The following is a 13,792-nucleotide window of genomic DNA, read 5'->3' as shown; positions in this document are numbered from 1 at the left end:
CTGAGCCTCGCGGGTCGTTCCTGAGCCTCGCGGGTCGTTCCTGAGCCTCGCGGGTCGCTCGAAACCACCGCGGGTCGCTCAGCGAGCCGCAGGCCAGGCGAGACGACTGCCGCAGGCCTCCGGTACCCGCCGCGGCGCGGCATCCGTTCTTTCACTCCTCGGCAATCGCGCAGGGCTCAGGAATGCCCCGCGGTTACGATGTGTTGGAGCACTCGGAGTCAGTGAAGGGGGCGCTCGTGCGTCAGGTCATCATCATCGGATCGGGTCCGGCGGGCTACACCGCCGCCATCTATGCGGCGCGCGCGAATCTCGCACCGCTCGTCGTGGCCAGCTCGGTCGAAGCAGGCGGCGAGCTCATGAACACGACCGAGGTCGAGAACTTCCCGGGCTTCCCCGAGGGCATCCAGGGGCCCGACCTGATGAGCAAGATGCAGCAGCAGGCGGAGCGCTTCGGCGCCGAGGTGCTGTACGACGACGCGGTCGAACTCGACATCGACGGCCCGGTCAAGCGCGTCACGCTCGGCAGCGGCAAGGTCGTCGAGGGCGACAGTCTGGTGTTCGCCACCGGATCGGCGCCCCGCAAGATCGGCATCGAGGGCGAGACGCGGCTGTCGGGTCGCGGCGTGTCGTACTGCGCGACCTGCGACGGGTTCTTCTTCCGCGAGCGCGTGATCGCCGTCGTCGGCGGCGGCGACTCGGCGATGGAAGAGGCGACGTTCCTCACGAAGTTCGCCTCGAAGGTGTACGTGATCCACCGCCGCGGCGAGCTGCGCGCATCGAAGATCATGCAGGAGCGCGCTTTCAAGAACGACAAGATCGAGTTCGTCTGGAACAGCGAGATCATCGACATTCTCGGAGAGGATGCCGTCACCGGCGCCGTGCTCCGTGACACGGTCGACGGCTCGACGCGCGAACTCCCCCTCGAGGGCGTGTTCGTCGCGATCGGCAACGACCCGCGCACGCACCTCGTGCACGGCAAGCTCGACCTCACGCCCGAGGGCACGGTCCGGGTCGACGGGCGCACCTCGCGCACGTCGGTCCCCGGGGTCTTCGCGGCAGGCGACGTGATCGACCCGACGTATCGCCAGGCGGTCACCGCGGCCGGCAGCGGCACGGTGGCCGCACTCGACGTCGAGCACTACCTCGCCGCGCTCGGCGAAGCAGGCGCGCCCGCGGCATCCGTCTCAGAGATCGACGAACTGCCCGACGCCGACGCGGCGTAGCCGCACACCCCGCGCAACCCCCCGCGCCCGCTCAGGAACAATCCGTAGCGTGGATGCGTTCCAGCACACGACAGACTTCCGATCGAAGGAGTAGATATGACCGCCAAGGCGACGACGTCGGCGACGTGGGAGCAGGACGTTCTTCAGGCCGAGGGCCCGGTGCTCGTGGACTTCTGGGCCGCATGGTGCGGACCGTGCCGCATGGTGGCGCCGGTGCTGGACGAGATCCAGTCCGAGAATCCCGACAAGATCACGATCCTCAAGCTCAACGTCGACGAGAACCCCGACCTGGCGATGAAGTACCAGATCACGTCGATCCCGGCGATGAAGGTGTTCCAGGGCGGCGAGGTCAAGACGACCATCATCGGCGCCAAGCCGAAGTTCGCGCTCGAGCAGGATCTGGCCGCTTTCATCGGCTGAGCCCCTCGTCTGTGAATCAGCCCCGGTCCGCATCTCACGCGGGCCGGGGCTTGTTCGTGCGGGTTCTTCGTGCGGGGTTCTTCGTGTGCGGGGGTGTGCAGGTGACGGATGCCTCGTCCCCCGCTTTCGGTCAGGACGCGTCGACGCGCACCGTCGCATCCCAGCGGCGGTGCTTCTCGTTCTCGCCGAGCAGACGCCACACTGCGCGAGTCAGCGGCGGATAGTCGAGCGCGATCTGACGCAGCACCCGGTAGTTGCGTGCGGCGTTGGGTCGGGACCCCCCGTTGGCGGCGATGTTGTCGGCCCGCAGGATCAGCACGACCAGCTCGTCGACGGTCGGAAGGTCCTCCATGAACTCCCACGGGTCTTCACCCGCGCGCAGTCTCTCGTGCACGAGCACCGACAGTTCGTCGGCCGCCTCAGCGCGCAGCAGTTCGAGGCTGGCCCGGCGCCTCGGGGTGTACTCGTGCGTTGTCACCACTCAAGGGTAAACGCCTCTCGCCCACCGCGCGCCCGTGCGGCGCGCGCTCGGTGGAGTCCTCGACCGGTGAGCGGGAGTGCGCCCGGATACAGCGCGAGGCGAGGGCCGGGTACGGTCCGGCTCAGCCCTGGCCGTAGCCCGACTCGCCGAGTTCCCCCAGGATTCGATTCAGATCCTGGATGCTCGCGAAATCAATGTTGATCTGGCCTTTTCTTGCACCCAGAGCGACCCTCACGCGGGTGTTGAGCCGGTCCCCGAGACGGTCGGCGACCTCGTCGAGGTGCGCCCGTCGCGAGCCGGCCTGGGGCTTCGGGATGCGCCTTCCCGGCGCATCCGTTCCCTTCGCGGCCGCTTCGGCACCTCGCACCGAGAGATCCTCGTTGACGATCTTGTCAGCGAGTCGCTGCATCGCCTCGGGGGTGTCCAGCGACAGGATCGCGCGGGCGTGCCCCGCCGTGAGAACGCCCGCCGCGACTCGCTGCTGCACGGGAACGGGCAGCTTCAGCAGGCGGATCGTGTTGCTGATCTGCGGACGCGACCGTCCGATGCGGGTGGCGAGCTCTTCCTGCGTGATGCCGAAATCCTCGAGCAGCTGCTGGTAGGCGGATGCCTCCTCGAGCGGGTTGAGCTCGGATCGGTGCAGGTTCTCGAGCAGGGCGTCGCGCAGCAGGTGCTCGTCGGCGGTGTCGCGGATGACCGCGGGGATCTCGTCGAGCCCCGCCTCGCGCGCAGCCCGTGTGCGACGCTCGCCCATGATGAGCTCATAGGTTCCGTCGCCCTTGTCACGCACGACGACGGGCTGCAGCACGCCGAACTCGCGGACGCTGTGCACGAGCTCGGCGAGGTCGTCGGCGTCGAAGTGGGTGCGCGGCTGGCGGGGGTTCGGCACGATCGACTGCGGGTCGATGTGCACGAGACGCGCACCGGGCACCGCGACGAGCTGAGGCCCGGGCTCGGTGCCTTGGCTTGTGCTCGTCTCTGTCTCTATGTCTGTTTCGGGCTCTGTCTCGGTGGCCGCAGCCACCTCTTCGTCAGTGACGACCCGGGGGAAGAAGACGTCCGAGGGACGCTCCTCCGCCGGCTCGCTCGTTGGAATGAGTGCTCCGATTCCCCGACCCAGACCAGTGCGCTTCGCCATCAGGAGCCTCCCTCGCTCACCGCGGGCGCGGCAGATCGCCGCACCAACTCAACCGCCGCTTCGCGGTATGCCACTGCGCCTGCGGACTGCCCATCGTAGGCGATGACCGTCTGGCTGAAGCTCGGGGCCTCCGACACGCGCACCGACCGCGGGATGACCGTCTCGAGAACCTCGTTCGGAAAGTGCTCCCGCACCTCATCGGCGACCTGCTGCGCGAGGCGTGTGCGGGCGTCGTACATCGTGAGCAGGATTGTCGACAGCTGCAGCCTCGGGTTGAGGTGCTTCTGGATCATGCGCACCGTGCCCAGCAGCTGGCTCAGACCTTCGAGTGCGTAGTACTCGCACTGGATCGGTATGAGCACCTCGGTGGCTGCCGTGAACGCGTTGATCGTCAGCAGTCCAAGCGACGGCGGGCAGTCGATCAGCACGAAGTCGAGTCGTTCGTCGAGGTCGGCGAGGTAGGTGCTGAGTGCAGTCTTGAGACGGTGCTCACGCGCCACTTGCGACACGAGCTCGATCTCGGCGCCCGCGAGGTGGATGGTGCTCGGCGCGCACAGCAGATTCGGCGACTCGGGGCTGGTCTGCACGATGTCGGCGAGCGGAAAGTCGTCGATCAGCACGTCGTAGACGCTCGGGATCTCGGCGGTGTGCGGAACGTTGAGCGCCGTCGATGCGTTGCCCTGCGGGTCGAGGTCGATCACGAGCACGCGCGCGCCCAGTGAGGCGAGCGCCGCGGCGAGGTTCACGGCGGTCGTCGTCTTGCCGACGCCGCCCTTCTGGTTGGACACGGTGAGCACCCGGGTCGTGCCGTTCAGGTCGAGGCTGATCTCCTCGAGCGCGCGTCGGCGGGCCGTCAGATCGGCGAGCTCGCGGGCTAGCGGGGTGTCGTCATCGTCGAGCGAGAAGGATGTCGCGCCTCCGGTGTTCTCGGGCTGTTTCACGTGAAACACCTCTTCGTCGCGCTCGTACATAGCCGCTGTCTACTCTAGTCACCCCCGTCGACACCAACCGCTTGGACGCGGCACCGACCGCGCTTCAGTTCGGGGTTCTCACCCGGCACATCCCCGCCGGTCGAGTCGCCGCCGCCGCCATGTCGAGACCACCCCGCGAGCACCCCCGCCCCGCCGGTCGAGTAGGCGGCGCAGCCGCCGTATCGAGACCAACCCCAACGTTTCACGTGAAACCCACACCACCCGCTCCGCAAAACCCCGCACCCCACCCCGCCGGTCGAGTAGGCGGCCCAGCCGCCGTATCGAGACCAACCCCAACGTTTCACGTGAAACCCACACCACCCGCTGCCGCAAACCCCGCACCCCACCCCGCCGGTCGAGTAGCCCGCGCAGCCGCCGTATCGAGACCACCCGCGAGCACCGCTACACCTTCGCGACCTCGCAGACCCCCCGACCCCCGCCGGTCGAGTAGGCGGCGCAGCCGCCGTATCGAGACCAACCCCAACGTTTCACGTGAAACCCACACCAGCCACTGCCGCAACGCCCGCAGCCCTCCCACCCACCACCCCACCGGCCAAGCGGGCGACCCCACCGCGATATCGGGTCCCTCACCTACACTCCGGTCGAAACACGTAATCCTCGAAGCTTGTCTCCCCAACACCGGCGCCACCACCTTCTGGCTGGTGCCGTGGCGTTACGTCACCATGTCCGAGGCACGTCCGAAGGCGGCCGCTACGGCGCGCACCGACACTCTCGCGCCAAACAACGACTGGTAAAGCTTCTCAGTCGCAAGTCAGGCGCCCTCGAGAATCCGCGCGAACGTCGCTACCCACGGTTCCTGGCCGGTGCTCTCTCTGAACGTCGCACGATCGCTCGCCGAAGGTCACCGGGACCGGGCCGTCTCCATCACGCGATACACCTCACTCCTCGCGCGCTCCTTCCGCACTCGGCTTGAAGCTCTTCTTGCTCAATCCCGGCAGCTCGTGCGCGCGCTCGTGGACCAGCGCGAGACGCTTGGCTCGACTCCAGTTCTGAATCTGCTTCTCTCGAAGGTACGCATCGGCGATGCGAGCGAACTGTTCGAAGTAGAGCAGGCGTACTGGCCTCCGCCGACGCGTGTACTCCGCACCTTCACCTTCCTGGTGTTGCGCGAGCCGATGCTCCAGGTCGCGCGTGCTCCCAACATAGAGACTGCGGTCCGCGCACTCGAGTATGTACATGTAGCCCATGCGAAGAGACTGCTCTCACGGACGAACGGTGTCCTCCAGACTCGGGCAGTCTGTGCATGACCGGCACGAATCCGCTCCTGGGGAGGATGGGTCGGTGTCTTGTCGTCGCGCGTTCCCCAGTTCGCCAGTTCGCCGAGTCGACGTACTTGACAGGAACGTTGAATCACCTCTTCACCCCAGGCCCTGCCCGGGCGCTGAGATTCGCGGAGAGGTTGAGTGGGCCATCGGGATGGCGGGATCTCGGCGGGCTCGTTGCCATTTCCGCGCGAAGCGGGCGACGGTCTCGATACAGCGGTTTCGTCGTCTCTTCGACCAGCGGGATGAGGACCGCGCTCCAGGCATACGCGAGACGCACGTTGAGGAAGCCGGCTTGCTCCTTTTCACGTGAAACGTGGGGAGTCATACCGCTATCAGCCTGCGGCACCCCGAACCTGCGTACGAACTACGGCGCGGGGGGGGCGGCTCGCCCTCTCGTGACACACCGGGTGGATGGTCTCGATACGGCGGCACGGCCGCCTACTCGACCGGCGGGCAGGCGGCTGCGTCACGTACGCTACAGGCGGGTCGAAGCATCCGTCGCCTCGGAACACGGCGGACGCACACAGAACTCGGTTACCGCCGCCGTTTCACGTGAAACACCGGATGGATGGTCTCGATACGGCGGCGCAGCCGCCTACTCGACCGGCGGGCACGCGGCCGCGTCGCGTACGCTACCGGCGGGTCGAAGCATCCGTCGCCTCGGAACACGGCGGACGCACACAAAACCCGGTTACCGCCGCCGTTTCACGTGAAACACCGGTGGATGGTCTCGAGTAGGCGGCTGCGGCGCAGCCGCCTACTCGACCGGCGGGCGGGCGGGTGCGTCACGTACTCGATGGGCGAGCCGAAGCCCCGGCGTCGCTGAACACGGCGGTGCACGCGAACTCCGGTTACCGCCGTTTCACGTGAAACACCGGATGGATGGTCTCGATACGGCGGCGCAGCCGCCTACTCGACCGGCGGGAGCAGTGCGCCGTGATTGAAGTCCGCGCGGGCGTCCTGCGCCTGAGTGGAACACCGCGGGGAATGGGGTCTGCGGCGAGGGCGTCGCCTGCCCGACCGGCGGATGCGACGGCCGTGATCCGGGTATCGATGGAGGCCCACCGACGGCCCCCTTTGCCGCCGTTTCACGTGAAACACGGGGTTGGCCGCCACGGCGGAGGGCCGGGACCGACCAGCGAACGGCCGTCGGCGAGGTTCCCGCGCGGTGTCACCTTGACATTCCCACAGCGCGCGCGTAAGCACCGGGGGGAGCGAGCTCGATACGGCAACTGCCGGCGGAGTGCGACGTCGACCGGTTGCCGCCGTCTCGAGACGCCCGGCTCGTATCGGACCAGCGTCGGGTTGGCCGGGCCCCGCCGCCACGTCTGCATGACGATTCGCGGTCGGGGGAGGCGCGCAGGGCCGACACCCGCGAACGATATCGTCGCGACGTGGACCGCGCTCTCTCACGCACCTACCGCCGCTTCGCCGACATCGAAGCGGCGGGGGTCTCTCGCACGTACGACGAATGGGCGAGTGCGATTTCCGACGACCCCTCGGTCCTGGGACTGATCACTCAGTTACCGGGTATCAAGCGTCAGCCGAATCTCGTGTTCGCGGCCGCCCGATTCGCCGGGTCGCCCGTGGGTTCCTACAGCACGTTCCGTTCGTGGCTGCTCGACCACTGGGCAGAAGTGGTGCCGATCATCCTGACGCGGTCCACGCAGACGAACGAAGCCGGCCGGTGCGCGGTGGTTGTTCCCCTGCTCGCCCAGCTCGACGGACCGCTCGCGCTCGTGGAGGCCGGCGCGTCGGCGGGATTGGTGCTGTACCCGGACAAGTGCAGCTATCACTACACCGAAGGTGACGCCACGACGACAACCCTGCATCCCCGGTCCGGTCCCAGCGAGGTGGAACTGCCCTGCCGGATCGACTCGGCCAGTGTTCCGGCGCAGCTCCCCGAGATCGCGTGACGCGCGGGCGTCGACCTGAACCCCGTCGATCTGCGCGACGAAGACCACCTCACTTGGTTGGAGACGCTCATCTGCCCGGAGCACAGGCAACGACGAGAGCGCCTGCATCGAGCCGCCTCCATCGTCACCGCCCACCCGCCGCACCTCGTCGCCGGCGACATCGTCGAGCAGATGCCCGCACTCGTCAGCCGTGCGCCGGCCGGTTCGCACGTGGTCGTCTTCCACAGCTCGGTCCTGGTCAACCTCACACCTGAGCACCGCGCGGAGTTCATCGAGTTGATGCGGTCGATGAGCAACGTCACGTGGGTCAGCAACGAAGGTGCCGGCGTCCTGCCTGGGGTCGCTGACAAAGTCACGGCAGACATCCGGGGTCGCACGATCCTCGCCCGCGACGGCGAGCCCTTCGCTCTCGTCGGCCCCCTCGGGCAGAGCTTCGAGCGACTGTCATGAGTCCGGTCCGCGCCCGTTTCACGTGAAACACTGCGCACACGGTCTCGTCATCGTCATCGTCACAGCCGAGTTCCGACGGGATAGCGTCGTGGGGTGATCCATCTCCTCGCGCGCCGCATCCATCCCACCCATCGTGCGCGGGTGCTCGAGTGGTTGGCGGAGGTCGACGGCGCACGGCGTGATGAAGCGCTGCAATCCCTGCACGCCGAAGGCATCGATCACGAGACGGCGATCATCCTCGACACCAGCGACGGGCCGATCCTCGTCTACGCGATGCAGACAGACGACGTGGAGCGATCTCGGAGGATTGCCGACGACTCGCCTCGATCAATCGATTCCGAGCATCGTGCCGTCATGAGCGCCGCGGACGCCGGATCGGCTGACGCGCGTATCGTGCTCGATCTTCGCCCCGACCCCCGCTGAAGAGTCAGGCCCTCCCAGCGTTTCACGTGAAACAGCCCGCCTCAGCGAACCGTCGCGCGCACCACCCGAGTGGGCTCTTCCAGCACGCCCTCGCCGACGACCTCGACGCGGACGTCGCTCAGCTTGAAGCGGCGGATCTGCTTCTGGGCCGCCTCGATCTCGTTCGGCGCGGCCGTGCCCTTCATCAGGATCAGCTCACCGCCGTCACGCACGAGAGGAGCCGTCAGCGGGATGAGCATGCGAAGGGCGCTGACCGCGCGAGCCGTCACCCCGTCGAGGATCGCTCCTCGACTCCAGTCCTCGGCGCGCGCGCGCACTACCTCGACGTTCGACAGCCCCAACGCGACCGCCTGCTCCTCCAGCCACGCGACGCGCCGCACCATCGGCTCGATGAGGATCCACTCGACGTCCGGCCGGGCGATGGCCAACACCAGTCCGGGCAGTCCCGCGCCCGAGCCGATGTCAGCGACTCGACCTGAGAACAACGGCGCGATCACCGCACAGTTGAGCACGTGTCGCGACCACAGGCGCGGCAGTTCGAGCGGTCCGATCAGCCCCCGCTGTTCGCCGTGCGTCGCCAGCGATTCGGTGAACGCCCGCGCGACATCGATGCGATCGCCGAAGAGCTTTTCGGCGACAGAGGGTTCAGGTTCAATCATCCACTGCTCCGGGTGTCTGCCACGTGCCGACTGGAAAGATCAGGCTCGACGGATCACCGTGTGACGGTCGGCACCCTCACCGTACGACTCCGACACATAGCCCCGGTCGGCCACCAGATCATGCACGACCTTGCGCTCGTAGCTGGTCATCGACGGCAGCGACGCCTGCGATGCGCCGTCCTCGAGACGCGTGATCGCCGTGTCGACCAGGCGCCCCAGCTCGTGCGTGCGGGAGTCTCGCGAGCCGCCGATATCGAGGATCAGGCGCGAGAACCGGCCCGTGCGGTTCTGCACCGCGATGCGCGTGAGCTCTTGCAGGGCCTGGACGGTGTCGTGGTCTGACAACGTGCGGACGGCGGCGGGATCCTCCGCCTCCACCGACACATAGGCGCGGCCCGCGCGTACGTCGAGCGCCAGATCGCCCTCGATGTCGGCGATGTCGAGCAGGCCTTCGATGAAGTCCGCGGCGTAGTCGCCCTCCTGCTCGAGCTGCTCGACGGTGGCCGGCTCGCGATCGTACGATGCCGAACCGGTGTGGGCGGGAGTGCTGGTGGTCATGGAATTCCTCTGGTGGATGACGCGATGATCAGCGGGTCGTGGCGGCGACGCTCAGGATCCGGCGGGTGTCGGCGGGGTTCCCGTGCCCTTCTGAGACTGCTTCTTCGCGCGCTGTTTGCTCACCGGCTGCTGCCGCTTGGGGGCGGCGGCCTTGGCCCGTTCGGCTTCTTCGAGAAGGCGCTGCTGCTCGGCCTGGTACTTCTCCATCGGGATGACCTTGCCCTTGGCGTCGAGGGCCTTCCCCTTGCGCGCCAGACGCTCCTCGCGTGCCTTGGCGGCGTCCGATCCGGGGGTCGGCATCTCGCGGATCACCAGGAACTGCTGGCCCATCGTCCAGAGGTTCGAGATGAACCAGTAGATGACGACGCCGAGCGGGAAGAACACGCCCGAGAAAATGAAGCCGAGCGGGAGGATGAAGAGCATGATGCGCTGCATCTGGTACGCCTGGCCGGTCTTGGCCTCGGGCGACAGGTTCTTCGAGATGATCTGCAGCTGGGTGTAGAACTGCGAGCCGATCATCAGCACCACCAAGACGATCAGGATGATGATCGCCGGCATGTTCTGAGTGTCGAAGGCGTCGATGAGCGTCTCGTGCAGCGACGCGACGCCGAAGAGCCTCGCGTTGTAGAACTCCTGTGTCAGCTCGGGAGTGAGCAGTCCGACACCGCCGAGCCCCTGCTCCGCGTGCAGCTTGATCGAGCTCAGCACGCTGTAAAGCGAGAAGAACACCGGCATCTGCACGAGTAGCGGAAGACAGCTCGAGACCGGTGTCGTGCCGTGCTTCTTGTACAGCGCCATGGTCTCGCGGCTCATGGCCTCGCGCGAGAGCTGATCCTTCTTGCCCTTGTACTTCTCTTGAACTTTTCGCAGTTCAGGGGCGATTTCCATCATCTTGCGCTGGCTCTTGATCTGCCGCACGAACAGAGGGATGAGCGCTGCGCGCACGACGACCACCAGCCCGACGATCGCGAGCACCCACGTGATGCCCTCGGCCGGTGCAAAGCCGACCGCCGTGAAGAGCCAATGCCACGCGACGAGCACGAGTTCGACGAGCCACTTCAGCGGCCACAGGATGAATCCGATGAGATCCGGCACGGATCAGTCCTTTCCAGGAGGAGCAGGTACGACGAAACCGCGACGGGTGAGGCCGTACCGGAAGTTCTTGCGAAGCGGCACGTCGTCGACGCCGCCCTTCGCCCACGGGTGGCATCGGGCCAGCCGCGCAGCCGTGAGAGCCGTTCCGATGATCGCGCCGTGCTGTTGCACAGCGCCGACCGCATACGCGGAACAGGACGGGTAGTACTTGCAGACATCGCCGTAGGTGTGCGAAATGGTAGCGCGATAGCCGTGCAGCAGCGCGAGAGCCGCGTTGCGGGGCAGCAGCGGAATCGCTGCGAGAGCGGCGGATGCCTCGAACCGGTCGTCTCCGAGGGCGTATGCGGGCAGGACGCTCATGCCGCGCTCCGCGCCAGGCACCGCGAGACCTCGGCGCGCAGATCGCGGAACGAGGCTCCCGCAGAACTGGGGAGCGCCCGGATGACGATGTCCGTCCCAGGACGAACACCGGGGAGCGCTTCGGCGCACACGGCCTTGAGGCGACGGCGAACCGTATTGCGGACGACGGCGGAACCCACCTGCTTGCTCACGATGAAGCCGAAGCGGACGGCGCCGGCCTCGGCGGCCGCACCGCCGGAGACATAGCTCACGGTATGGGCCGCGGCGCAACGGCGGCCCCGACGGACGACGGCCTTGTAATCCGATCCACGGGTGATCCGGTTCGGCCTCGCGAGCACCGCTTGTACGGGCCTGGACTCAGGCCGAGAGCTCGGTGCGACCCTTGGCGCGACGCGCCGAGAGGATCGCACGGCCGGCACGCGTGTGCATGCGCGCGCGGAAGCCGTGCTTCTTGGCGCGGCGGCGGTTGTTGGGCTGGAACGTGCGCTTGCTCATAGGGATCTCTTCCGGATCGGTGTGTCACCGGACAGGCGACCAGCGACATACTGGCCATGTGGAAACCGGAGACGGCGTACAGGGACTGCCTCGAAGGCATAAGTCAACCGATTAAGGCTACGTCGAGACGCCCCAGAACTCAAACCGGGCACGCGCGCGCGGCATTATCCCCAACCTGGGGATGACCCGTCGCAGTGACACGCGGGCCGGAACTACAGTGGAGTTTGCCCCTTCCGCGTGACGTGACTACCGTGGTCCCGGCAGTTATCCACAGGCTCGCAGACCCACCGCGACGTCTGACAAACACCCGGGGGGGCCATGTCGTCGCACGAAGTTCCAGATGTTCCTGTCTGGAGCGCTGTGCTCGACGAGCTCACCGCCGACGACCGTGTGACTCCCCAGCTGTGGGGGTTCCTCAACCTCGCCGTGGCCCAAGGCGTGATGGCCGGAACTCTCTACCTCGACGTTCCGAACGATCTGACGCAGGCGCAGCTGAACAAACGCCTGCGCACCTCGATCCTCGAGGCGATCGCCCGCGTGGGCGAACCGTCGGTGGCGAACTTCCGGGTGGTCGTGAACCCAGACCTCGCCGACGCTCATCTGACGGCCCCGATCCCGGTGCAGTCCCCGATCCCGCCGCAGACGGTCGTGCAGGCATCGCCCCAGACCAGGCCGCGCATCGATGAGATGCCGGATGCGGCATCCGTCGTCTCGCGCAGCGACACGCGACTGAACTCGAAGTACACGTTCGACAACTTCGTCATCGGCCAGTCGAACCGCTTTGCGCACGCGGCCGCGGTCGCCGTGGCCGAGGCGCCGGCGAAGGCCTACAACCCGCTCTTCATCTACGGCGATTCGGGACTGGGCAAGACGCACCTCTTGCACGCGATCGGCGACTACGCGCTCAGCCTCTACGCCGGCATCCGAGTGCGGTACGTCTCGAGCGAGGAATTCACGAACGACTTCATCAACTCGATCGCCAACAACCGTGGGTCGGCGTTCCAGGCGCGGTACCGCGATGTCGACATCCTGCTGATCGACGACATCCAGTTCCTGCAGGGGCGCGCCGAGACGCAGGAGGCGTTCTTCCACACCTTCAACACGCTGCACGACCACGACAAACAGGTCGTGATCACCAGCGATGTGCCGCCCAAGCACCTCACCGGCTTCGAGGACCGCATGCGCAGCCGGTTCGAGTGGGGCCTGATCACCGACGTGCAGGCGCCCGACCTCGAGACGCGCATCGCGATCCTTCGCAAGAAGGCGCAGAGCGAGCGGCTTCTCGTGCCCGACGACGTCATGGAGTACATCGCCACCGTCGTGTCTTCGAACATCCGCGAGCTCGAAGGCGCACTCATCCGCGTGTCGGCGTTCGCGAGCCTCAACCGCTCGACCCTCGACATGTCACTCGCCCAGACGGTGCTTCGCGACATCGTCGATCAGGATGACGCGAACGTGGTCTCTCCGACCGACATCATCAACGCCACGGCGCACTACTTCAAGCTCACCGTCGACGACCTCTACGGATCGAGCCGGTCGCAGGCCGTCGCGACGGCGCGGCAGATCGCGATGTACCTCTGCCGTGAGCGCACGAGTCTCTCGCTTCCCAAGATCGGGCAGCTGTTCGGCAACCGTGACCACACCACGGTGATGTACGCCTACAAGAAGATCAGCGATCTCATGAAAGAGCGCCGCTCGATCTACAACCAGGTCACCGAGATCACCGCGCAGCTCGGTCGCGCCACGCGCTGATCGCCCCGCCGGATGACCCGGCGCTCTCGCACGCACCGCCTTCGTTCGCGAGCGTGGTGGCCCTGTCGCGCGCCGAAATATGCCGCAAGAGTCCCTTGACACGCCCAGCGAGCCGGGCCATCATTCTCGTTCTGCACATGTGGAAAACTTGTGGATAACTCGGGACGATCCCTCAAAGTCTGTGCACTTCCGACGCCTTCCTGTGGACGACAGCCGCACGATGCCGGCACCGGTGATTGCAAGGCGACAGCGCTCTCCGCAGCCCGTCCACAAGTCACAGACGTGTAGTTCCCATGTGCCGATTGGGCAGCCGCGAGTTATCCACAGTTTCCACAGCGGTTAACACCATGACGTTAATTCCCTTGAACCTTGGCTCATGCGATCACCTTCGAGATCCGGGCTCCGCGCGAATCACAAACCACTCGCGGACAGCAGTCGGGCACTAGCTGTTCTTCCCATTGACGTTGTGGACGCGGTCGATGGGTGCTTGGCCTCCGATGCCGGTGTGGGGTCGATGGTGATTGTAGTGGTGCAGCCAGGCGGGGTAGCTTGCGGCTCGCTGCTG

15 protein-coding genes and 1 pseudogene are annotated in these 13,792 nt (G+C 66.6%); 5 read left to right on the top strand and 11 right to left on the bottom strand.

The genetic code is table 11. The features are described from left to right. Nucleotides 1-236 precede the first annotated feature (236 nt). Together trxB and trxA are read left to right on the top strand one after the other, a co-directional pair. Complete coding sequence (trxB, locus tag AB1K54_RS08920; protein ID WP_371202394.1) at nt 237-1,223, top strand: thioredoxin-disulfide reductase; 987 nt, start codon at nt 237-239, stop codon at nt 1,221-1,223. Nucleotides 1,224-1,319: 96 nt separating this feature from the next. Next, the gene (trxA, locus tag AB1K54_RS08915; RefSeq protein ID WP_371202393.1) at nt 1,320-1,643 is read left to right on the top strand and encodes a thioredoxin; all 324 of its coding nucleotides are present in this window, start codon (nt 1,320-1,322) and stop codon (nt 1,641-1,643) included. A gap of 130 nt (nt 1,644-1,773) precedes the next feature. Here trxA and AB1K54_RS08910 read toward each other — a convergent pair whose 3' ends face one another. The 4 genes from AB1K54_RS08910 to AB1K54_RS08895 all read right to left on the bottom strand — a co-directional run bounded on the left by AB1K54_RS08910 (nt 1,774) and on the right by AB1K54_RS08895 (nt 5,441). Beyond that, nucleotides 1,774-2,121, bottom strand: a complete 348-nt coding sequence (locus tag AB1K54_RS08910) for a tryptophan synthase subunit alpha (protein WP_371202392.1) — start codon at nt 2,119-2,121, stop codon at nt 1,774-1,776. 124 nt (nt 2,122-2,245) lie between these two features. Next, complete coding sequence (locus tag AB1K54_RS08905) at nt 2,246-3,262, bottom strand: ParB/RepB/Spo0J family partition protein (protein ID WP_371202391.1); 1,017 nt, start codon at nt 3,260-3,262, stop codon at nt 2,246-2,248. After that, the gene (locus AB1K54_RS08900) at nt 3,262-4,233 is read right to left on the bottom strand and encodes a ParA family protein (RefSeq protein WP_371202390.1); all 972 of its coding nucleotides are present in this window, start codon (nt 4,231-4,233) and stop codon (nt 3,262-3,264) included. Before AB1K54_RS08900 ends, AB1K54_RS08905 begins: the two co-directional genes overlap by 1 nt. Before the next feature lie 899 nt (nt 4,234-5,132). Then, complete coding sequence (locus AB1K54_RS08895) at nt 5,133-5,441, bottom strand: GIY-YIG nuclease family protein (RefSeq protein ID WP_371202389.1); 309 nt, start codon at nt 5,439-5,441, stop codon at nt 5,133-5,135. Between the two features lie 1,472 nt (nt 5,442-6,913). Here AB1K54_RS08895 and AB1K54_RS08890 point away from each other — a divergent pair. Continuing rightward, nucleotides 6,914-7,885: pseudogene (locus tag AB1K54_RS08890) on the top strand (DUF2332 domain-containing protein). Nucleotides 7,886-7,978: 93 nt separating this feature from the next. Next, nucleotides 7,979-8,308 carry a DUF6176 family protein gene (locus tag AB1K54_RS08885; RefSeq protein ID WP_371202388.1) on the top strand — a complete coding sequence of 110 codons (330 nt, stop codon included), beginning with the start codon at nt 7,979-7,981 and terminating at the stop codon, nt 8,306-8,308. A 41-nt stretch (nt 8,309-8,349) separates the two neighbouring features. On the opposite strand, the gene rsmG is transcribed toward AB1K54_RS08885, so the two are convergent. The 6 genes from rsmG to rpmH are packed head-to-tail and all read right to left on the bottom strand — an operon-like array spanning nt 8,350 to nt 11,475. Next, nucleotides 8,350-8,967, bottom strand: coding sequence for a 16S rRNA (guanine(527)-N(7))-methyltransferase RsmG (gene rsmG, locus AB1K54_RS08880; protein ID WP_371202387.1), 618 nt, complete (start codon nt 8,965-8,967; stop codon nt 8,350-8,352). 39 nt (nt 8,968-9,006) lie between these two features. Next, nucleotides 9,007-9,525 carry a protein jag gene (locus tag AB1K54_RS08875; protein WP_371202386.1) on the bottom strand — a complete coding sequence of 173 codons (519 nt, stop codon included), beginning with the start codon at nt 9,523-9,525 and terminating at the stop codon, nt 9,007-9,009. A gap of 51 nt (nt 9,526-9,576) precedes the next feature. Beyond that, complete coding sequence (gene yidC, locus AB1K54_RS08870; protein ID WP_371202385.1) at nt 9,577-10,620, bottom strand: membrane protein insertase YidC; 1,044 nt, start codon at nt 10,618-10,620, stop codon at nt 9,577-9,579. A 3-nt stretch (nt 10,621-10,623) separates the two neighbouring features. Then, on the bottom strand, nt 10,624-10,980 hold the full coding sequence (gene yidD / locus AB1K54_RS08865) for a membrane protein insertion efficiency factor YidD (protein ID WP_371202384.1): 357 nt from the start codon (nt 10,978-10,980) through the stop codon (nt 10,624-10,626). Further along, the gene (gene rnpA, locus AB1K54_RS08860) at nt 10,977-11,318 is read right to left on the bottom strand and encodes a ribonuclease P protein component (RefSeq protein WP_371202383.1); all 342 of its coding nucleotides are present in this window, start codon (nt 11,316-11,318) and stop codon (nt 10,977-10,979) included. Before rnpA ends, yidD begins: the two co-directional genes overlap by 4 nt. Nucleotides 11,319-11,337: 19 nt before the next feature. Continuing rightward, nucleotides 11,338-11,475 (bottom strand): 50S ribosomal protein L34, encoded by a 138-nt coding sequence (gene rpmH / locus AB1K54_RS08855; protein WP_026302947.1) that lies wholly within the window; start codon nt 11,473-11,475, stop codon nt 11,338-11,340. A 318-nt stretch (nt 11,476-11,793) separates the two neighbouring features. Here rpmH and dnaA point away from each other — a divergent pair, with 318 nt between their 5' ends. Continuing rightward, a complete protein-coding gene (gene dnaA / locus AB1K54_RS08850) occupies nt 11,794-13,227 on the top strand; it encodes a chromosomal replication initiator protein DnaA (protein ID WP_371202382.1) in 1,434 nt (477 codons plus the stop codon). Between the two features lie 442 nt (nt 13,228-13,669). On the opposite strand, the gene AB1K54_RS08845 is transcribed toward dnaA, so the two are convergent. After that, nucleotides 13,670-13,792 (bottom strand): integrase core domain-containing protein (locus tag AB1K54_RS08845; protein ID WP_371202544.1); only part of this gene is annotated, 123 nt, incomplete at its 5' end.

The organism is Microbacterium sp. BWT-B31 (assembly GCF_041379855.1).
GTDB lineage: Bacteria > Actinomycetota > Actinomycetes > Actinomycetales > Microbacteriaceae > Microbacterium.
This window is presented reverse-complemented; position numbering and strand designations above follow the sequence as displayed.